This is a genomic window from Candidatus Binatus sp., assembly GCF_030646925.1.
Classification (GTDB): Bacteria; Desulfobacterota; Binatia; order Binatales; family Binataceae; genus Binatus.
This window is the reverse complement of the sequence record NZ_JAUSKL010000004.1, coordinates 16,069-36,448: the sequence shown is the minus strand read 5'-3', so window position 1 is coordinate 36,448 and position 20,380 is coordinate 16,069. Positions and strand designations below refer to the sequence as shown.

The following is a 20,380-nucleotide window of genomic DNA, read 5'->3' as shown; positions in this document are numbered from 1 at the left end:
CGCATCGCGCGGCCATCGTCGAGGGGGAGCATCGCGCGCCGACGCTGGCATCAATCGCACAGGTGCACGACCTTCTACTGCAGCGCCGACACCGGGATGAATCCTACCAGCCCGCTCTTCATCTTGATCATCATGTAGTCGAGCGCGATTCCGATCACGTGGACGTTGTGCGGCTGATGCACTTCGGCAACTTTCTTGGCCCATCGATTCGGCTTCTCGAGCACCGCCGCGTTGTGCGTGAGCTGAAAAATCTTGTCGGTAGTTTTGATCAGGCTAACCGCTGCCGGCTCGACGTACGCCACTTCGCCATTCTTGAGCTTCACCTGCAGAAAGTACCTGGTGCTGCCGGTCACATTGACGAACTTGTCGATATGGAGTTGCTCGAGATGCCGGCTCTTCTTCGACGGCGACGAAAACGCCGGCGTGTCCTGGACCAGTTTGAGACGCGCGTTTGCCGACTCGACTTCGACGTGCTGCGGCGCCGCGCTGGTATGGCTCGACGTATGATGACTCGTCGCCGTGCGGGTCCGCGAGGTGCTCGAGGTCGTGTGTTTCGGCGCAGCCGGCGGTGCGGTTTCTTCCACGCCGGTGGCCCCCTCCGCCGATGGATGCGCCGCCGCTTTCGTCTTCGGCTTGCTCGCCGGCGGTAGGCTCGGAGGCGCCGGCGCGCTTTCCGTCGAATCCGGCACGACCGACGTCGCCGGCACGTCCTCCTCCGCCATGCCCGCCGCGAATGCACGCGGCGAAGCGCCACCGATCGCCGCCGCCGCGATCAGCACGATCGCCGCAACCACCGCCCGCCGTATCCCGCCGCAAAAATCGCGATTAAAATTTAGCGCGATAGGTCGAACCATCTGCCAGCCGCCCTCTACTTCTCCCACCCATCAACACGCCCCACACACAGTGCATCGGACGACATCGCAAGGCGGACTCTGATGCTCAAAATGCGCTTTCTTTCGTTCCGCGGCCAAAAACCACTTGTAGATATGATGATCGATAAAATCCCACGGCAGCAACTCGTCATGATCGTAGCTGCGCGTCACGTAAAAATCCGGATCGGGCAAATCGCTCGCGCGGTCGCGCGCCTCGCGCTGAATCTTTTGCAGTTCGTGCCAGATCGCTCCGGCGCCTTCCGCGCCCGACGCTTCCAGCCGCTCTAAAATTCCCGCGACGCGCCGATCTCCGCGCGACACCAGCGTCTGAAAGTACGCATCGCGCGGCGATTCCGCGTCGAGTTCCACCTGCCCCAGCCGCATCACGCGTGAGCGCAGCATCGCAACCTTGCGCTTGATTTCACGCGCGTCGCGCATCGGATCCCATTGAAACGGCGTCCAAGGCTTCGGCACGAACGGATTGAGCGACACCGTCACCGAGCCGATTCGCGTGCGCCGCGCGCGCGCCCGCGTCAGCACTTTTTCCACCAACTCCGCGATCGCGACCACATCCTCGTCGCGCTCCTCGGGGAGTCCGATCATGAAATAAAATTTCAGGTGCGCGACGCCCTCGCCGAGCATCATCTCGGCCGCGCGCAGAATCTCCACCTCGGTGAGATTCTTGTTGATGACCTTGCGCATCCGCTCGCTGCCGGCCTCCGGCGCCACCGTCACCGTCTGATTTCCGCCGCGCGCGAGCGCCGACGCCAACGCCGGCGAGATGCAATCCGCCTTCAGCGATGACGGCGAAAGCCGCCCGCCCTTATCCGCGATCCTCGACGCGATCTCCGCCACTCCCGGCACGCTCGCCATCTCCGCGCCGACAAGTCCGATCACGCGGCGCTCGCCAAGTCCGCGTTCCGCTTCGGCGATCAGATTCTCCGGCTTGCGATAACGAATCGGCCGGTACATGAATCCCGCCGCGCAAAAGCGGCATCCCCACTGGCAGCCGCGGCTCGCCTCGACCAAAAACATGTCGCCGAAGACTGATTCGTCGGTGAGAATCAACGACGACGTCGGGAATCGATTCAAGTCGCGAATAAGGCGGCGATTCACCTGCGCGCCGCCCGGTCCCGAGTACGCCACCGATTGCAGGCGGCCGGTCTCGTCGTACACCGGCGCGTAGTATTCAGGAACGTACGCACCCTCGACGCTCGCCAGTTCGCGCATTTGATTGGGCGCGCCGCGCGTCATCTGATAGCGCTCGAGAAACTCGGGCACCATCTCTTCGCCTTCGCCGATCAGAAACAGATCGATAAAGTCGGCGATCGGCTCCGGATTCAAAAAAACTGCCGAGCCGCCCGCAACGATCAGCGGAAAACTTCGCCCCGCGCGATCGCAACGCCGCGCCGGAATCCCGGCTATCTTCAGCACTCGCAAAACATTCAGGTAGTCGGTCTCGAACGAAATCGAGAACGCCAGGATGTCGAAATCCGAAAGCGGCCGCCCGCGCTCGAACGACACCAGCCGCTCGGCGCCGGTCGCGAATTGCTCGCGCTCGTCGGGATCGGGCAGAAATGCGCGATCTGCCGCGACGCGCGGGTCCGATTCGAAAATATGGAACACCGCCTGGAAGCCGAGATTCGCCATCCCGAGCCGATACTGATTCGGGTAGATCACGCAGACTGCGATGTCGCCGCCGGGATGGCGGTCGTACAGAACTTTCTCGCGTGCGATTCGCTCGAGCGCCCGCCTTCGCGGATACATCAGCGAACCCGGCCTGATTTAACGCGAAGCCGACTCGGGCCGGAGGGCCGAGTCGCTAGAAATTGAGTCGGCATGACTCTATAGGTTATCGCCGCGCCTTCCGCACGCTCAAGGGGCCGCGCCAGATGGCGATTGAATCATCTAAGGGAGTATACGGAAACGTCCGAGCCGATGCGGCCGGTAGAGTTCGAAATCGCCCCGGTCGGTCGTGAAGATCCGACTGATCTTTTCCCGCTCCGCCACGCGCACCAACGCGGCGTCCGCAAGATCCATCGGCAAGTCGCGATACTTGCGCATCAGTTCGCGCATCCGCGGAAAATCCGCCGGGCCAAGAGACGCGAACCCAATCGCATGCCGATCGACGAGTTCAAATAGCTGGTCCTGACCGCCGATCTTGCCCAGCATGTACATAGCTTCAGCAAAGGCAGGCCACACGGTTAGCAGCCGGTCCTGAATCTCTACAGCGTCTCGGCACGCAGCATGCCAAGGATCATCTCGATCGATGAGCGCGATTAGGGGGCCGGCGTCCACGAGCAAGCTTTGCACGGCGCTCCTCCCACAGCATTTCCGCGTACTTTCGACCCGTGTCCACTGACAGGGCTGCATCGCCGCCACTGCAGCTTCCGACGATGTCCTTGATTCGATCGTAAAGGGTTTCGCCATGATGAGAACGAACGCCGTCGCGCTTGGCGTATTGGCGAAGCGCGTCGCGCACGATCTCGGACTTGCTCTTTCCCTTCTCGCGCGCCAAACGCTCGATAGACACCGTCGTTTCCGCGTCGAGTCGTATGCTCATTGTAGCCATTTTCTTCTACCGTATTACACGTCGTATTACATCGAAGCGGCGCGGGCAATGAAGCGGCGCTCAGCGCCAGATCGTTCCGGCGGCTATGCCATGCCTGCTGATCGCTCATCCCGAGATTCGATCCGGGCGCGTGTAGATATTGAAGCTGCCGTTGCGCAGAAATCCCACCAGCGTGGTGCCGATCTCGTCGGCCAGCTCGACCGCCAGCGACGACGGCGCCGACACCGCCGCGAGGATCGGCACGCCCGCGGCGGCGGCCTTCTGCACGATCTCGAAGCTCAGCCGCCCGCTCACCATCATCAGATGCCGCGACAACGGCAGCATCGCATTCGCGAGCGCATACCCGATCGCCTTGTCGACTGCGTTGTGACGGCCGACGTCCTCGCGAATCGCGAGCATCGCGCCGTCGAGATCGAAGATCGCGGCGCCGTGCAGTCCTCCGGTCGCAGCAAAAATCTGCTGGCCCTCGCGCAGCTTCGCGGCGAGCGTAAGCAGCACGGCCGGCGAGACGACCGCCGAATCCGCCGGACTTTCGACGCGCCGCCGAATCGAATCGATACTGGTCTTGCCGCACACCCCGCAGCTCGAGCTCATCACAAAATTTCGCTTGAGGCGCGCGCGCATTCGCTCCGCGGGTACATTCAAAATCACGTCAATCGCGTTCGGCTCCGGCTCGCCCTTGCGCCCGCGCACGCGGCGAATTTCGCCCAGCTCCGACGCCTGATCGATGAATCCCTCGGCGAATAAAAATCCCGCCGCGAGTTCCTCGTCGTGCCCCGGCGTGCGCATCGTGAGCGTGAAGCGCCGCCCGCCGAGCCGGATCTCGAGCGGCTCTTCGACCGCCAGATCTTCCGCGCGCGGCGAGGTCCGCCCGCGCTGCCATTTCACGATGTCGCGCCGGCGAATCCGATCTGTCGAATCGATCGCCACGATTCTAGTCGTTGCGGTCTTCCGCTTCGGGTCCGGTTTGTCGCGCCATCAGGTCGATCGCTTCGCGCACCAGTGGCTTCAGTCCCGCGCCGCCGCGCGCCGCGTATTCGATCAGATCGCGCCGCATCCGCGGTTCCCAGAAATGCCTCAGATGATGCTCAATCGCGACGACCGCTTCATCATGGCTAGGATATCCCGCAAAGTATGCGCCGATATCGTTGGCCATCATGACGAGGTGCTCGATATCCACCTGTTTTTCGCGCGAAGTCGTCAGCCGCCCGCGGCCGCGCGCGCCTGCTCCGACGCCGCCAGCGCCTTGACCTGCACCGCGGTCACCTTGTACTCAGGGCAGTTGGTCGCCCAGTCCGAATGCTCGCTCATCAGGTCGTTGGTGTGCGATTCCGGATGATGAAACGTCGTGTACACCACGCCCGGCTGCACCCGCTCCGTGATCGACGCGCGGAGCCGCGTCTCGCCGCGCCGCGCTGCGACCGCGACCATGTCGCCGTCGCGAATCCCGCGCAGTTCCGCGTCCGCCGGATGAATCTCGAGCCGATCTTCCGCGTGCATCGAGGCATTCGCCGTTCGCCGCGTCTGAGTACCAACATTATATTGAGTTAGTATTCGACCGGTAGTCAGTATCAGCGGGAACTGGCTATTCGTCCGTTCCTCAGTTGGTACATACTCAGTAATCGAGAGCTTGCCCTTGCCGCGCACGAACTCGCCGATATGCATCACCGGCGTGCCCGCCGGCGCCTTGTCATTACACGGCCATTGCACCGAGCCGAGCCGCTCGAGCTTTGCGTAACTCACGCCCGAAAAGGTCGGCGTCAGCCGCGCGATCTCATCCATGATTTCCGACGGATGCCGATACTTCATCGGATAGCCGAGCGCCGTCGCGAGTTCGCAGGTGATTTCCCAGTCTTCCTTGCCAGCTATTGGCGCCGTCACCTTCCGCACCATCGAGATTCGCCGCTCGCTGTTGGTAAACGTGCCGTTCTTTTCGAGGAACGACGAGCCCGGCAGAAAAACGTGCGCGTACTGCGCGGTCTCATTCATGAACAAATCCTGCACCACGATGCATTCCATCGCCTGCAACGCCGCGGTGACGTGCTTGCCGTTCGGCTCCGATTGCGCGACGTCTTCGCCCTGCACGTACAGCCCCATGAAGCTGCCGTCGAGCGCCGCGTCGAACATGTTCGGAATCCGCAGGCCCGGCTCCGGATCGACCTGCACGCCCCACGCCGCGTCGAAGGTCGCGCGCACCACCGGATCCGAAATATGCCGATAGCCGCTGAACTCATGCGGGAACGATCCCATGTCACACGCGCCTTGCACGTTGTTCTGCCCGCGCAGCGGATTCACCCCGACGCCGAGCCGCCCGATATTGCCGGTGATCATCGCGAGGTTCGCGATCCCGAGCACCATCGTGCTGCCCTGGCTATGCTCCGTGACGCCGAGTCCGTAATAGATCGCGCCGTTCGGCGCATTCGCATACATCCGCGCGGCGCCGCGAATCTGCTCCGCCGCGACGCCCGTGATTTTCTCCGCCGCTTCCGGCGAGTTGCGCTCGTCCGCGATAAATCGCTTCCACGTTTCGAACTCGCGCGGATCGCATCGCTCCGCCACGAATTTCTCATCAATCAAATCTTCGGTGACGATCACGTGCGCGATCGCGTTGATGAGCGCGACGTTGGTCCCCGGCTTGAGCTGCAAATGATACGACGCCGCCACGTGCGGCAATCGCACGATCTCCGTCACCCGCGGATCGATCACGATAAGCCGCGCGCCCTGGCGGAGCCGCCGCTTCATCTGCGCCGCGAACACCGGATGCCCTTCCGTCACGTTGGCGCCGATCACCATCATCACGTCGGCTTGCATCACCGAATCGAAATCCTGCGTCGTCGCCGAAGTGCCGAACGCGGTCTTGAGTCCGTAGCCGGTCGGCGAATGACAAACGCGCGCGCAGGTATCGACGTTGTTGTTGCCGAACACCGCGCGCACCAGTTTCTGCACCAGGAACGTTTCCTCGTTGGTGCATCGCGACGACGTGATCGCGCCGATCGAGCCGCGTCCGTATTTTTGCTGGATTCGCTTGAACTCCGACGCCGCGTAAGCGATCGCTTCGTCCCACGAGACTTCGTTCCACGGCTGATCGATCGATTTGCGAATCATCGGCCGCATGACTCGATCGGGATGCGTCGCATAGCCCCACGCGAAGCGGCCCTTGACGCACGAATGCCCATGATTCGCCTGCCCGTTGGGATTCGGCGCCATCCGCGCCACCAGGTCGCCTTTCATCTCCGCGCGGAACGAGCAGCCGACGCCGCAATAGCCACACGTCGTGACCACGCTATGCTCCGGCTGTCCGAGCTCGATCACCGAATTTTCCATCAGCGTCGCCGTCGGACACGCCTGCACGCAGGCGCCGCACGAAACGCATTCGGACGCGGCGAACGATTGCTTTTGTCCCGGCGAGACTACCGACGAAAAACCGCGCCCATCGATCGTCAGCGCATACGTGCCCTGCACTTCCTCGCACGCACGGACGCATCGCGAACACACGATGCACTTCGACGGATCGAAGGTGAAATACGGATTCGACGTGTCTTTTTCCGCGTGCAGATGATTCGCGCCGGCGCGATAACGCACCTCGCGCAGCCCGACTGCACCCGCCATGTCCTGCAATTCGCAATTGCCGTTCGCCGGACAGGTGAGGCAATCGAGCGGATGATCCGAAATATAGAGTTCCATCACGCCGCGGCGCAGCCGCGCGAGCGCCGGACTCTCGGTGCGAACCTTCAAGCCGTCGCGCACCGGCGTCGTGCACGAGGCCGGGTAACCTTTTTGTCCTTCGATTTCGACCAGGCAGAGCCGGCACGATCCGAACGGCTCGAGCGAATCGGTCGCGCACAGTTTCGGAATGTTGATACCCGCCTCCGCCGCGGCGCGAATCACCGACGTTCCTTCGGGCACCGCGACCGGACGGCCGTCGATCTCCAGCGTGACGGTTCGCGCCGACTCGCGGCGCGGGGTCGAGAAATCGCTATCTTGGCGCGATCGCATTCGATGTCACCGCGTTCGAAGTTCGCATCGTTGAAACCGTGAGGTCCGGCCCGATAAACTCGACGTCAGCCTCGTCGAGCCCGAAGTCCTCCGGAAAAAATTTGAGCGCGCTCAGCACCGGCAGCGGCGTGAGTCCACCGAGCAGGCAGAGCGATCCATACTTCATCGTATCGCAAAGGTCGCGCAGGATCTCCAGGCTCTCGCGGCTACGGCGCCGATTGATAATGTCGTCGATCACTTCCGCGCCGCGCGTCGATCCAATCCGGCACGGCGTGCATTTCCCGCACGATTCGATTGCGCAAAATTCCATCGCGTAGCGCGCCATCTGCGCCATGTCGGCCGTCTCGTCGAACACCACGATCCCGCCATGGCCGAGGATACCGCCCCGCGCCGCGATTGACTCATAATCAAGCTCGACGTCGAGCATTGATTCGCTGAAATACGCGCCGAGCGGCCCGCCGACCTGCACCGCACGCACCCGTTTTCCGCTCGCCGTGCCGCCGCCATAACCATAGACGATTTCGCGCAGCGTCGCGCCCATCGGCATTTCGATCAGCCCGGGATTTTTCGCGTTGCCCGCGAGTTGCAGCGGAATCGTGCCGCGCGAATTACCGCCGCCGAACTCACGATAGAACTCCGCTCCGCGTTCCATGATAATCGGCACCGTCGCAAACGAGATCACGTTGTTGATGATCGTCGGCTTGCCGAACAGTCCCTCAATCGCCGGTATCGGCGGCTTCGCGCGCACCATCCCGCGCCTGCCCTCGATACTCTCGAGCATCGCGGTTTCCTCGCCGCAGATATACGCGCCTGCGCCGATCCGCACTTCCAGCTCGAACGAATGCTTCGATCCTGCGACGTCGTTGCCCAAATAATTCTTCGCGTAGGCCGCCGCGATCGCTTCCGCGAGCGCGCGCTTCGCATGCGGATATTCCGAGCGCAAATAGATGTAACCGCGCCGCGCGCCAATCGCGATCGCCGCGACCGTCATGCCCTCGATCAGCGTGAACGGGTCGCCTTCCATCAGCATCCGATCCGAAAACGTGCCCGAGTCGCCTTCGTCCGCATTGCACACGACGTACTTCGGCGTCGCCGGCGCATCGAACGCCGTCTTCCACTTGATTCCGGTCGGGAAGCCCGCGCCGCCGCGTCCTCGAAGGCCCGACCTGGTGACTTCCGCGATAACATTTTCCGAGCTCATCGCGAGCGCGCGCTTGAGCCCGCGATACCCGCCGTGCGCGACGTAATCGTCGAGCGAAACTGGATCGATCACCCCAATGCGCGCGAACGTCAGGCGCGTCTGCGATTTCAGATACGGAATTTTTTCAGCGACACCAATCCGCAACTGATGCTCGCATCCCGAAATAAAGTCAGCGTCGAACATCGACGCGACGTCGCTCGGCTTGACCGGTCCGTACGCGATTCGGCCATTCGCGGTGGCGACTTCGACCATCGGCTCGTGCGCGAACATCCCGCGCGATCCGTTGCGCACGATTCGCACGTCGATACCGCGGCGCGACGCCTCAGCGCGGATTGCGTCGGCTACTTCGTTTGCGCCGAGCGAGATCGCGCTCGAATCGCGCGGTATGTAAATCGTCGTCGCCATCACGATTGCCCGATTCCGCGAGCCATCCGCGCGAGAATTTCGTCGAAGCGCGCCTTCGTCACGCGCCCGTAAATATCGTCGCCAACGACGATTGCTGGCGAGCAGGCACAGTTGCCCAGGCAAAACACCGGCTCGAGCGTGAACGCGCCGTCCTTGCTCGTCTCGCCGAACCCGATCCCCAGCCTATGCTGAATGTGCGACGCCAATTCGACCGCACCCATCGCCTGGCACGATTCGGCGCGGCAAACGCGAATCACATTGCGGCCGCGCGGCGCGCGCTTGAAGTCATGATAAAAGCTGATCACGCCGTGCACTTCGGCGCGAGAAAGATTCATCGCGCGCGCGATAATCGGCACCGCTTCCGCAGGCACATATCCGACGCGTTCCTGCACCGCATGCAGCAACGGCATCAGACCGCCCGGCGTATCCGCGAAGCGCTCCGCGATCGCCTGGATCTCCTGCGGATTCGATCCGCCGCCGTTTGTCGAATGCTCTGCGCTCATCCCGCTACTCTCAATTTGGCTATACCACGATTGACGCACGCAAACACGAACCAGCCTGCGAGCCGCCCGCTTGATTGCGCCAGTTTCATAATGCAACCTTGTAACAACTCTGTTTTTTCAGGTGCGCTGATGATTCGCAAATTCAAATTCGAAGACGAGATTCACGAGAGCCTGCAATGCGTTCCGATGGCGGTGCGCCGCAAGCTCGATCGCGTCGGCCTCAAGGTCGGCCTCGAATCGTGGAAGGCGCTCGATCGCGGCGAGCGGCTGGCTATTTGTCACCTGCCGTCCAATTCACCCGACGAATGCGACGCGCTTGCGGTCTTCATCCGCGAGGCGATGCTCCGACGTTTCGGTACCGAGCCGAAATCCTTGACCGATACTCAGCGCGCCGGCGCGGAACCGCCTTCGACGCCCCCTGAATTATTGGTTGCGCGCGCGCGTGAAACGGGCTTCGATTTGAACGATTCGATCTGGTCGCGGCTCGACGGCGACGAACGTTTTGCGTTGATGAAGATGGGTGCGGATTCGAAACCGAGTCATAACCTCGGCGCTGCGCTCAAGGAATTTCAGGTGCCAGCCGCGCGCTAGCCGCGCGGACTACGATACGTCGCGACCGTCACACGCGCGCGAAATGCTCCAGTAGCGCGCGTCCCTTGCCCAGCTTGAAACTGTTCTTGAGTGCCGCCGTGACGTAACGCTTCGCGCCGCGGACCGATTCCTCAAGACTCTCGCCGCGCGCCAGATACGCCGCGATTGCCGCCGAAAACGCGCATCCGGTTCCGTGCGCGCCGTCGCCCGCGATTCGCGGCGCCTTCAGCTCGATGAAGTTCTTCCCGTCGTAGAGCAAATCGTTCGCCGACTTGTCTTCCTTGCTATGCCCGCCCTTGATCACCACCGCCTGCGCGCCCATCTTGACGATCTTTTTCGCCGCTTCGCGCAGCGCCGCATCGGAATCGATATCGATCCGCGCGAGCGCCTCGGCCTCCGGAATATTCGGCGTGACGATACGCGCCAGCGGCAGCAGATTCTTCCGAATCGCGCGCTTGCCCTTCGTTCCCAGCAGCCGCGCGCCGCTGCTCGACACCAGCACCGGATCGACTACCGGCGCTGGCAGCTTGAGCTCCTCGATCGCGCGCGCCACTGTTTTCACGATATCGGCATTGGCGAGCGCGCCGGTCTTCATCGCGATCGGCATGCTCTCCTCGAGCAGCGTCTCGAGCTGATGCCTGACGATATCTTCCGACGCGTGTTCGTAGTCGGTGACGTGCGTGCTGTTTTGCGCGATCACCTGCGTCAGCACCGAATAGCCGTACACGCCGAGCGCCGCGAACGTCTTCAAGTCGGCCTGCAAGCCTGCGCCGCCGCCCGGATCGCTGCCCGAAATTGTCAGTGCGATTGGTCTCTGCGAGTTTTTCAAGGGCAAGGAAGGGCTCTCATCTGGTTCCAACGATCATATCCAATGCCGCGCCGCCGCGAAAGATCAGGGCTCGGTTGATCCATCCCAGAACGGCGCGCTACTTTGCCTCAATGCGGCAACGGCTGCGGCGTGAACTATGGCGGTAAGAGGCGAATCCGAATTTCTGAATTTGCCGTTCCAGGAAAAGCTCGAGTTCCTGTATGGCCTCCCTGCGCGCCAGAAGCGCGATCTCATTCTCTCCGCGCCCGAAGCCGAACGCCTCGTCCAATCTTTCTCGCCCGAAACGCTCTTCTACACGCTCAAGGAAATCGGCACCGCCGACGCCGGTGACTTGCTGAGCCTCGCGCTGCCCGAGCAAGTAATGTCGCTGTTCGATCTCGATTGCTGGAATCGCGATCGTCCCAACGTCGATCGGATGCGCGAGTGGATCGAAGCGATGTCCGAAGGCGGTCGCCGCCGGATGGCCGACGGCCTGATGCAACTCGATATGGAAATGATGTCGCTCCTGCTGCGCGGCTACATCAAGGTGCATCGCCTCGACGATCCCGCGTCGTCGCCGGACGCGCCGTCGAATCGCTTCGTGCAGTTCGACGAAAACTATCTCATCGAGTTCATCCTCCACGACGCAATTTCGCAGCACATCTCCGATTTCCTCGATGAAGCCTTCGAACGCGACTACACCTATTTCGCTGCGCTGATGGAGGAAATCTACTGGGGCGTCGAGGCCGAACTCGAAGAACAGGCCTATCAGTTCCGCTGCACGCGGCTCAGCGACCGCGGCTTCCCCGATTTCTTCGAAGCGCAAAACGTCTTCGCCTATCTGAATCCCGCGCAATTTCTCAAGATTCGCGCCGCGCACGAAAAACCCAGCCGCGCCGAATTGCCGCCCGATACCGAATTGATCGCGCCCGAGATGTCGCCCGCGCTCACCGGTTACGAAAGTTCGCTGTTCAATACCGCGCTCACCGCGGGCTTCGCGATGCAGGGCAAGCGCCAACTCAAGGGCGAGATGGCGATGGTGTCGAACGAAGTCCTGGTCGCCCGCTCGATCGATTTCGGCGACCTCGAGGCCGTTCACGTCGCGGTCGAGATGACCCACAACTACTTGAACCTCGCGCTCGAGCATCTCGCCGGCGGCGATCTGCAAAGCGCTATCGAGCATCTGCGCGATACCCATCTGAAACTGCTCTTTCGCCTCGGCGTCAGCCTCACGATCGATCTGCGCACGCGCGCCGGACAGGCGCTCGCGAAACTCGGCCTGACTTCGGTCAAAGCCCGCGAAATTTCTTATCTCGATTCGCCATATCGCGAGGCGCTCGCCGGTTTTCTCGAGCGCCAGCCGCGGTTTTACAGCGCGCTCGACGGCGCCGGCGGCGTCGATTACCGCGATTTCCGCATCATGCGCGACCTCCATCTCAGCTACGCGATTATCGATCAAGTCGAGTCCGCCGCCGAACTCTTCAAGCACCTGTTCGCGATCGATATCGCGTCGCCCAACTTCCGCGCGCAGATGGCCGCGCGGGAAATCCGGCTCAGCCAACTGCTCCTCACCGCGCTCGCACGGATGGCGCTCGACCGCCGCCTCGCCATCGAGCCGATCGAGGACGTCCGCCTGACTGCGATGCGCGACGCGATCATGACCAATCACGGCCGTCCCGCGCGCCTCAATGACGACTTCCGCCGCCTGGTCGATTCCGCCCTGACCGAGCGGCTCGATTCCGGCGCGCGCAGCCGCACCGCGGCGTTTCTTAACTCCTGCCTGAATTTGCTGGAAGACGAATTTGCCGAGCTAGGCAACGAGCGCGAGATCGACGCTCGCTTTATCGCGAGCGTTCTCGTCCGCAGCGCCAATGCCTGATTAATTCGCGGCGGCCCGATTTTCGAGCGTCACCGTACGCGATGTTCCGTCGCGCAGGATCGTGAGATGCAGCGTATCCTGACCTTTCGCGGCTGCCACCTCTGCGTCGAATTTGTCGAGCCCTAAGATCAGATGATTGCCAACCCTCATCACGATGTCGCCGCGTAGCACGCCCGCCTTTTTCGCGGATGCATCGACTTCAGATACCAGCACTCCGGCCCCCGACCCGCCGAAGTATTCTGCCAGTTCCGGCGTCAGTTGCTCGACCGTCATCCCGAGCACGTGCTGTGTCTTCGGCACCTTGCCCGCCGGAATGATCGCGATGTCCGCATCCTCGAACAGCTTGCTATTGACGTAGATCGGCGCCTTCGACGCCATCGCCAGCGCAATCGCATCGCTCGGCCTGCTGTCGATCGTCACCTTGCCCTTGTCGAGGTAAATCTTCGCGTAGAATACTTCGTCGCGCATCTCGCTGATCAATATTCGATCGAGCCGATTGCCGGTCTCCTCGATCACCGATCGCAGCAGATCCTGCGTGAGCGGACGATCCGGCTTGATATTGTGCAGCGCCAGCAGGATTGCCTGCGCCTCGGTGTCGCCAATCATGATCGGCAGTTCGCGCGCCTGCCCGTCGTCATGCAGCATCACGTAGTGCGCCCCGGTCGCGCGATCGAAGCCGACGCTGGTCACGCGCACCCGCACTTCGCCTGATTCACCGCCACTCGTTTGCGTCGCGCTCGAAGGCTGAGCGGAGCGGCCGCATGCGCACGCCGCCAGCAATCCTGCCAGCCACAGCAGACAGACCATCCTTCCGCCCACGGCTCTCATGATTAAAACTCTCGCGCACCGCTGGACCAATGTCCACTGCGCCGCGATAGCTCAGCCGGATGACGATCTTACCGCCACGGCCGAACGCCAATTGGGTCGCTTAAGCTTCCGCATTCAATTCCTGTCTTTTTTTCACAATCGTGACGCTGCGTTGCTTTGACAATCTCAACTGAACGAAATATAGATTCGTCCTCTCCATATATATCTTTGAACCGTTTAGACAATGATTAGTAGGCAGAAGTTCCTCGACGCGCTCGGATTGCCGTTGCTCATCCTTTTCTTTTTCCTGCCTGCTATCGTCGAGGCCGCATCCGCAGACAAATCGTTTAGCGTCCGATGGCAGCAGAATCGTCTCAGCGTTGTCGCGAACGGCGCGCCGCTGCGCGACGTGCTCGCGGAAGTCGCCCGGCAGACGGGCCTCGAAGTCACAGGTATCAAGGCCCTTAAGCGCGAGAGCCGCGGCCAGTTTTCCGACCTGCTGCTTCGCGACGCGGTAAAAAAACTCCTCGGCAACGTGAACTACGCGATACTTGAAAATGGAGCCGGCGCTAACGGCGATGAGCATCTGGTCGTGATGGTGCTCGGCGATTCGGCGCCGTCAAGCGCGCGCGAATCGTCCGTGATCGACAAGTCGTCGGACGAAAAACCGTTGCCAAAAAGACCGCTCACGCCCGACGAGTACGCGGTCGCGGAAGCCGACAACCTGCACGAGGCGGCCGACCGCGGCGATCTAGGCGCGCTGCGCCGCGCCGCCGCGAAGGGTGATCCCGTCGCGCAATCCGTCGCGCTGCAACTGCTGTCGAGCAAAGATCCCGATCACGCCAAGCGCCTCGCGATCGCCGCCGCCACCAGCACCGATCTAGACCGGCGGCTGAGCGGACTTCAGGTCCTGGCCGATATCGACGCTCCCGATTCGACCGCCACGCTGGGCGCCGCCCTCAAGGATCCGGCTCTCGCAGTAAGGCAGGCCGCGCTTACCGGACTGGTGAGCCAGACCGAGCCCCAGACGGTGGCGCTGATGGTCGAAGCAACCAGGGATCGAGATCCGTCGATCCGCCTTCAGGCGCTCGAGTTTCTTTCACAAAGAGGAGCAGACGGGGAAGCCGGGCTTACTCAGGCTCTTGGCAGTCCCGATAGCGAGGTACAGTCCCGCGCGCGGGAACTGCTGGACCAGATGAACCCCACCCCATAACTGCGGTCGGTAGTGCTTTGTAACAAGGCGCCTGGCAGGCGCTAAAAGGTCGACGAAGAGGATCACATGAAACCACAACGTAAGTTCAATTGGTGGAAGCTGACCGTCCTTTCCGCGGCGATTCTCGTGTGCGCGACCGCGATGAGCGTGTCATCCGCATCGGCCGGCTCCGGCACCAGGCCCTACCTTCCCCCAGGTTCGGCCGGTGACAACACCGCCGACGGAGTGCTGGGCCAAGTAAATTTCGTCGAGAACCAACAGAACTTCCGCGACGAACGCGGGGTTAACACCACCGGTCTCCTGCTGGGCGATGTCGCGATCGACAGAAGCATCAGCCCCAACCGGGTCTTTGCCGTTGATAGCGGTAACCATCGGGTACTTGGCTGGACCAACATCTCAGCCTTCGCCAGCCATGCTGCGGCCAACATCGTGATTGGGCAACCTACCCGCTTCACTGGCGGCTGCAACCTGAACACTAACCTCCCAAGCGCTTCTTCCCTCTGCACGCCTACCAGTGTTGCAGTTGATAGCGCCGGCCGCCTCTATGTTGCAGACAGCGGCAACAATCGCGTGCTGGAGTACAACGCCCCTTTCACTACTGATCGGATTGCCGACGACATATTCGGCCAGTTCGGCACCTTTGCCACCAAGGATTGCAATGCGGGTTCAGCCGCTCCTAGCTCTGACAGCCTTTGCAATCCGACCGGAGTTGGAGTCGATAAGTCAGACAATTTGTATATCGCGGACCGGGACAACAACCGCGTACTCGAGTTTAACACCCCGGAAACTATCACCGGCGTCACCGGGTCGGGTGACACCAGCGGCGACCGCGTGTTCGGACAGCTTAATAACCTTAGCTCGGCAACCTGCAACATCAGCGGCGTAAACAACGTCGGACTCTGCCACCCCAGAAGTGTCGCGTCCGATGCTTCAAGCAACATTTACGTGGCTGACACCGACAACGACCGCGTGCTCGAGTACAACACGCCGATCGGTAGCGGCACCGGCGCCGACAGGGTCTTCGGTCAACACAATAGCTTCACTAGTTCCATATGCAACGATGACGGAGTTATCGTTACCGCTGCCACCTTGTGCAAGCCGAACGACGTCGCGGTTGACGGTTTGGGCAACGTTTACATCGCCGATACCGGCAACACTCGCGTGTTGGAGATCAATACGCCATTTGTGAGCGGCACCACCGCCGACAAGGTGTTTGGCCAGGGCGGCAGCTTCTCCTCCGCCATATGCAACCTCGGCGGTGTCAGTGCCTCGAGCATCTGCACTCCGATGGGAGTTTCCGTCGATACTGGCAACAACCTTTATGTTGCCGATTGCGGCAACAATCGCGAGCTTAGCTTCACCACTCCGGTCACCACCGACACAATCGCCGACGGAGTGGTTAGCCAGGTGCTGTTCACCACCAACGCGCAGAACCTTGTGGACGCCCTGGGGTTGGATACCGCTTTCAACAATGGCGGCATCGCGATCGATAAGACGGTCGTCCCCAACCGTGTGTACGTCGCGGACTACGGTAACAACCGAGTGCTGGCCTGGAACAACATCTCCGCATTCACTACCCATGCGGCGGCTAACCTGGTGTTCGGACAACCGAACGGTCTGGTAAGAACTCCCAATAATGGCGGAATCAAGCCAACTACCCTGAACCTTCCGATCGCTGTCGCGGTTGACTCGGCCGGCAACCTGTACGTGGTCGATAGCAGCAACAACCGGGTGCTCGAGTTCAACACCCCATTCGTTAGCGGCGTCTCGGCCGACAAGGTCTTCGGCCAGTTAGGCAGCTTCACTACCGGTACATGCAACAACGGTGGAGTTACTGCCAACAGCCTTTGCATTCCGCTTGGAGTCGCTGTCGACTCCGGCGGCAACGTCTATATCTCGGACAGCGCGAACGATCGTATGCTCGAATACAACACGCCTCTGACCACCAATACCACCGCCGACCGGGTTTTCGGGCAGGCCAATTTTGTATCCACCCTGTGTAACCGGGGAGCAGGTCCGTCATCGATCACTCTGTGCAATCCGTGGGGCGTCGCGGTTGACGGTTCCAACAACTTGTACGTGGCGGACAATGGGAACAATCGGGCGCTCGAATACTTCACGCCGATCGTAAGCGGTGTCAGTGCAGACAGGGTCTTCGGCCAATTGAACGTCTTCACCACCAATACCGGCAACAACGGCGGTATCAGCGCCAAGAGCCTCAAGGAGCCGCAAAACGTCGCAGTGGACAGCTCGGGCAACGTGTATATCGTGGATAAGTCGAACAATCGCGGGCTCAAGTACAACACTCCCGGCGACACCATCGCTGACAAGTCCTTTGGCCAGGGCGGTCTCTTTAACCAGGGCTTTTGCATCTTCACGCCGAGCCCCAACACGATGTGCGTGCCCGACGGAGTCGCGACCGACGCGAGCAAGAATCTGTACATCGTCGATGGCGAGAATCACCGCATCCTGCAGTACCTGACTCCGTAAGCGGCGGATCGCTTAGCGGCAGTCTGGGGCGCCCCGAAATCAATCGCGAGGATAAATTCGCGACGACCGGAGCGCTTTGGACTGCCGCACTCTTCAGCCGCACCAGTCCCGCCGATTTTCCGCGCCTAGCGCCGCTTAAAATTTCGCGCGATCACGTATAGCTCCGACGACCCGGGACGGCTCGCCTTGGTCCGCATTACCTCGACCTCGCCAAATCGCTGCTTGAATTCCGCGATCACTTCCTTGAATTCTTCGCCCATGAACATCTTCGCGACCATCGCGCCGCCCGGCTTCAGCACGCGCGCCGTAAACTCGATCGCCGCGTCGATCAGTTCGCGCGATCGCGCCTGATCTCTCGCCGCGATTCCCGTCAGCTTGGGCGCCAGATCGCTTGTGACGAGGTCCGCGCCGCCGCCCAACTCGTTCGCGACGCGCGCCGCGATCGATTCATTCAGGATGTCGCCCACGATCGCGATCGCGCCCGCCGACACGTTGCGGCACGGCGCCAGATCGACGCCGACTACGCGCCCGCCCGTGCCCACCGCGCGCGCCAGTATCGCGAGCCATCCGCCCGGCGCGCATCCTAAATCCACGATCCGCGCGCCCTTTGGCGCCATCCGATGCCGCGCGATGATCTCCTCGATCTTGAACGCGGCGCGCGACGGCAATCCCATCGCCTTCGCCTTGCGATAAAATTTGTCGTACGGTTCGTAGGTCGCCACCAAAAAATCCCGATCTTTTTCCGCGACGTCTTTTCGGCGCGCGTCGAAGCCGGTATCCTGAACACTCCCCCGGCGGCTTCGAAACTTCGCACCGCCCATGTTATCCGTGAAACTCGACGATCTGAATCCCGAACAGCGCGATGCCGTCCTCGCGGGCGGCGGCCCGATCCTGATTCTCGCCGGCGCCGGCAGCGGCAAGACCCGCGTGCTGACCTATCGTATCGCACATCTGCTCGCCGAGCGCGCCGCCGTTTCCGCCGAAGTGCTCGCCGTCACCTTCACCAACAAGGCCGCCAACGAGATGCGCGAGCGGATCGCTGCGATTGTCGGCGACGCGGCGCGACTCCCGTGGGTCAGCACGTTTCATTCGGCCTGCGCGCGCATCCTGCGCCAGGAGGGTCACGCGCTCGGCTTCGATCGCAACTTCTCGATCCTCGACGAAACAGATTCGATGACCACTCTGCGCCGCGTGCTCGAGGATGCCGCGCTGGCCGATTCGCCGCCGCCTGAACTCGTCCGCTCGCGAATCGAGCAGGCCAAGAACGAAGCTGTCACGCCCGAAGAGATGCTCGCGCAGACCGAAGGCGGCCGCGAGGCATCGATCGCGCGCATCTACCAGCTCTACCAGGCGCGGCTCCGCTCGATAAATTCGATGGACTTCAGCGACCTGCAACTCCAGACCTGGCTGCTGTTCGAGCAGTTCCCCGAAGTTCTCGAGCGATGGCATCGGCGCGCCGCCCATCTGCTGGTCGATGAATACCAGGACACCAACCGCGTCCAGTATTTAATCGTGAAAGCGCTCGCGGCTAAAACCGGAAATCTGTGCGTGGTCGGCGATGAAGACCAGTCCATCTATCGATGGCGCGGCGCAGACATCCGCAACATCCTCGATTTCGAGCGCGACTACCCGGCTGCGAAAATTTTCAAGCTCGAACAAAATTACCGCTCGACCAAAAATATTCTCGCGACTGCCGGCGCCGTCATCCGCAATAACACCGAGCGCAAAATAAAAAATCTCTGGACCGAGAACGATACCGGCGAGCCAGTCACGTATTTCACCGGAGTCAACGAACGCGACGAAGCGGATTTCATCGCGCGCGAGATTGGCCTCCTCACCGCGAATAACGGCTCGCGCCCCGCCGACGTCGTGATCTTCTACCGCGTCAATGCCCAGTCGCGCGTGCTCGAGGAAGCGCTCGTCCGCCGCCGCATCCCTTATTTCGTCGTTGGCGGCGTTCGCTTCTACGAACAGCGCGACGTCAAGGACCTGCTGAGCTATCTGCGCGTGATTGCCAACCCCGCCGACGCGACCGCACTCGAGCGGATGGTCGGCGTGCCGACCCGCGGTATCGGCGCCAAAACGATCGAAGTGATGACCGAAGTCGCCGCGCACGAAGGCATCACCGCGTTTGAAGCGATGGGCCGGCTCGAAACCAACTCCAAAGTCGCGCTTCGAATCGCCAAGCAGGCGAGCAACCTCTACACCTGGATGCGCGATCTGATGGCGCGCGTGTCCGATTTGAGCGTTCGCGCGATCGTCGAGCAGGTCGTCGCGCACAGCGGCTTCGAGGCGTACCTCGACAATCTGCCCGACGCGCCCGCGCGCAAGCAAAATCTCGCCGAGATGCTCACCGCGGCCGGCGCCTTCGACGCCGAGCGGAGCGGCGGCGGCCTCGGCGAATTCCTCGAACGCGTCGCGCTTGTCAGCGACGCCGATCAACTCGACGTCGCCGGCGGCCGCGTCGCCCTGATGACGCTCCACACCTCGAAGGGCCTCGAATATCCCGTCGTCTTCATCGCCGGCATGGAGGAAGGCCTCTTTCCGCACAGCCGCTCGCAGGACAGCGGCGAGGAAGTCGAAGAGGAGCGCCGCCTCTGCTACGTCGGGATGACCCGCGCGCGCAAACTGCTCTACCTGACCAACACGCTCTCGCGCGAGATTTACGGCGTGCGCCAGGAATCGCGCGAATCGCGATTTTTGCGCGAAGTCGATCGCTCGCTGATCAATCGCATCAAGCCCGAGCGCGGCGCCGGCCCGATTCGCCCGCTCTCGCGCGAGCCGTACGTCGATTATACCGACAGCCAGATGCCTGAACCCGGCCCCGCCGCCAATGCCGACGGACTCGCGGTCGGCGTCGGCGTCATTCATCCGACTTTCGGCCGCGGCGTAATCCGCAAGCGCGAAGGCCGCGGCGCCGTCGCCAAGGTCTGGATCAATTTCGATCGTGCCGGCGTCAAATTGCTGGTGCTCAAGTTCGCCAACCTGCGGTTGATTGACGATTGATGCGGCAGTTATGATCGATTTGGCGGAGGGGGATGCG

17 protein-coding genes are annotated in these 20,380 nt (G+C 61.9%); 5 read left to right on the top strand and 12 right to left on the bottom strand.

Annotated elements, in window-relative coordinates; translation table 11 throughout:
- Positions 1-74: 74 nt before the first annotated feature.
- The 9 genes from Q7S58_RS00255 to Q7S58_RS00220 all read right to left on the bottom strand — a co-directional run bounded on the left by Q7S58_RS00255 (position 75) and on the right by Q7S58_RS00220 (position 9,549).
- On the bottom strand, positions 75-854 hold the full coding sequence (locus Q7S58_RS00255; RefSeq protein WP_304819586.1) for a hypothetical protein: 780 nt from the start codon (positions 852-854) through the stop codon (positions 75-77).
- Positions 855-884: 30 nt separating this feature from the next.
- A complete protein-coding gene (locus Q7S58_RS00250; RefSeq protein WP_304819584.1) occupies positions 885-2,639 on the bottom strand; it encodes a radical SAM protein in 1,755 nt (584 codons plus the stop codon).
- Between the two features lie 141 nt (positions 2,640-2,780).
- Positions 2,781-3,185 (bottom strand): type II toxin-antitoxin system VapC family toxin, encoded by a 405-nt coding sequence (locus tag Q7S58_RS00245; protein WP_304819582.1) that lies wholly within the window; start codon positions 3,183-3,185, stop codon positions 2,781-2,783.
- Positions 3,130-3,435, bottom strand: a complete 306-nt coding sequence (locus Q7S58_RS21930) for a ribbon-helix-helix protein, CopG family (RefSeq protein WP_370655427.1) — start codon at positions 3,433-3,435, stop codon at positions 3,130-3,132. Before Q7S58_RS21930 ends, Q7S58_RS00245 begins: the two co-directional genes overlap by 56 nt.
- A 114-nt stretch (positions 3,436-3,549) precedes the next feature.
- Complete coding sequence (gene fdhD, locus Q7S58_RS00240; RefSeq protein ID WP_304819580.1) at positions 3,550-4,374, bottom strand: formate dehydrogenase accessory sulfurtransferase FdhD; 825 nt, start codon at positions 4,372-4,374, stop codon at positions 3,550-3,552.
- Between the two features lie 4 nt (positions 4,375-4,378).
- Entirely contained in the window at positions 4,379-4,624 is a 246-nt protein-coding gene (locus Q7S58_RS00235) for a formate dehydrogenase subunit delta (protein WP_304819578.1), read from the bottom strand.
- Positions 4,625-4,644: 20 nt separating this feature from the next.
- Positions 4,645-7,440 carry a formate dehydrogenase subunit alpha gene (gene fdhF / locus Q7S58_RS00230; protein ID WP_304819576.1) on the bottom strand — a complete coding sequence of 932 codons (2,796 nt, stop codon included), beginning with the start codon at positions 7,438-7,440 and terminating at the stop codon, positions 4,645-4,647.
- Positions 7,421-9,046 carry an NADH-quinone oxidoreductase subunit NuoF gene (locus tag Q7S58_RS00225; protein WP_304819574.1) on the bottom strand — a complete coding sequence of 542 codons (1,626 nt, stop codon included), beginning with the start codon at positions 9,044-9,046 and terminating at the stop codon, positions 7,421-7,423. Before Q7S58_RS00225 ends, fdhF begins: the two co-directional genes overlap by 20 nt.
- Complete coding sequence (locus tag Q7S58_RS00220; protein WP_304819572.1) at positions 9,046-9,549, bottom strand: formate dehydrogenase subunit gamma; 504 nt, start codon at positions 9,547-9,549, stop codon at positions 9,046-9,048. The genes Q7S58_RS00225 and Q7S58_RS00220 overlap by 1 nt, the downstream gene beginning before the upstream one ends.
- Before the next feature lie 129 nt (positions 9,550-9,678).
- On the opposite strand from Q7S58_RS00220, the gene Q7S58_RS00215 reads away from it, so the two are divergent.
- Positions 9,679-10,140: a nitrate reductase associated protein gene (locus tag Q7S58_RS00215; RefSeq protein ID WP_304819570.1), complete on the top strand. Its 462-nt coding sequence runs from the start codon at positions 9,679-9,681 to the stop codon at positions 10,138-10,140.
- A gap of 28 nt (positions 10,141-10,168) precedes the next feature.
- On the opposite strand, the gene thiD is transcribed toward Q7S58_RS00215, so the two are convergent.
- Positions 10,169-10,975, bottom strand: coding sequence for a bifunctional hydroxymethylpyrimidine kinase/phosphomethylpyrimidine kinase (gene thiD, locus Q7S58_RS00210; protein WP_304819568.1), 807 nt, complete (start codon positions 10,973-10,975; stop codon positions 10,169-10,171).
- 130 nt (positions 10,976-11,105) lie between these two features.
- On the opposite strand from thiD, the gene Q7S58_RS00205 reads away from it, so the two are divergent.
- Positions 11,106-12,827, top strand: coding sequence for a DUF6178 family protein (locus tag Q7S58_RS00205; protein WP_304819566.1), 1,722 nt, complete (start codon positions 11,106-11,108; stop codon positions 12,825-12,827).
- Here Q7S58_RS00205 and Q7S58_RS00200 read toward each other — a convergent pair whose 3' ends face one another.
- On the bottom strand, positions 12,828-13,655 hold the full coding sequence (locus Q7S58_RS00200; RefSeq protein ID WP_304819565.1) for a bifunctional nuclease domain-containing protein: 828 nt from the start codon (positions 13,653-13,655) through the stop codon (positions 12,828-12,830).
- Positions 13,656-13,878: 223 nt separating this feature from the next.
- On the opposite strand from Q7S58_RS00200, the gene Q7S58_RS00195 reads away from it, so the two are divergent.
- The gene (locus tag Q7S58_RS00195; RefSeq protein WP_304819563.1) at positions 13,879-14,847 is read left to right on the top strand and encodes a HEAT repeat domain-containing protein; all 969 of its coding nucleotides are present in this window, start codon (positions 13,879-13,881) and stop codon (positions 14,845-14,847) included.
- A gap of 66 nt (positions 14,848-14,913) precedes the next feature.
- Positions 14,914-17,337, top strand: a complete 2,424-nt coding sequence (locus Q7S58_RS00190) for an NHL repeat-containing protein (RefSeq protein ID WP_304819561.1) — start codon at positions 14,914-14,916, stop codon at positions 17,335-17,337.
- 125 nt (positions 17,338-17,462) lie between these two features.
- Here the strand turns inward: Q7S58_RS00190 and Q7S58_RS00185 are convergent, their stop codons facing one another.
- Positions 17,463-18,059: an RlmE family RNA methyltransferase gene (locus Q7S58_RS00185; RefSeq protein ID WP_304819560.1), complete on the bottom strand. Its 597-nt coding sequence runs from the start codon at positions 18,057-18,059 to the stop codon at positions 17,463-17,465.
- A gap of 97 nt (positions 18,060-18,156) precedes the next feature.
- Here Q7S58_RS00185 and Q7S58_RS00180 point away from each other — a divergent pair, with 97 nt between their 5' ends.
- Positions 18,157-20,343 carry an ATP-dependent helicase gene (locus Q7S58_RS00180; RefSeq protein WP_304819558.1) on the top strand — a complete coding sequence of 729 codons (2,187 nt, stop codon included), beginning with the start codon at positions 18,157-18,159 and terminating at the stop codon, positions 20,341-20,343.
- Positions 20,344-20,380: the final 37 nt, after the last annotated feature.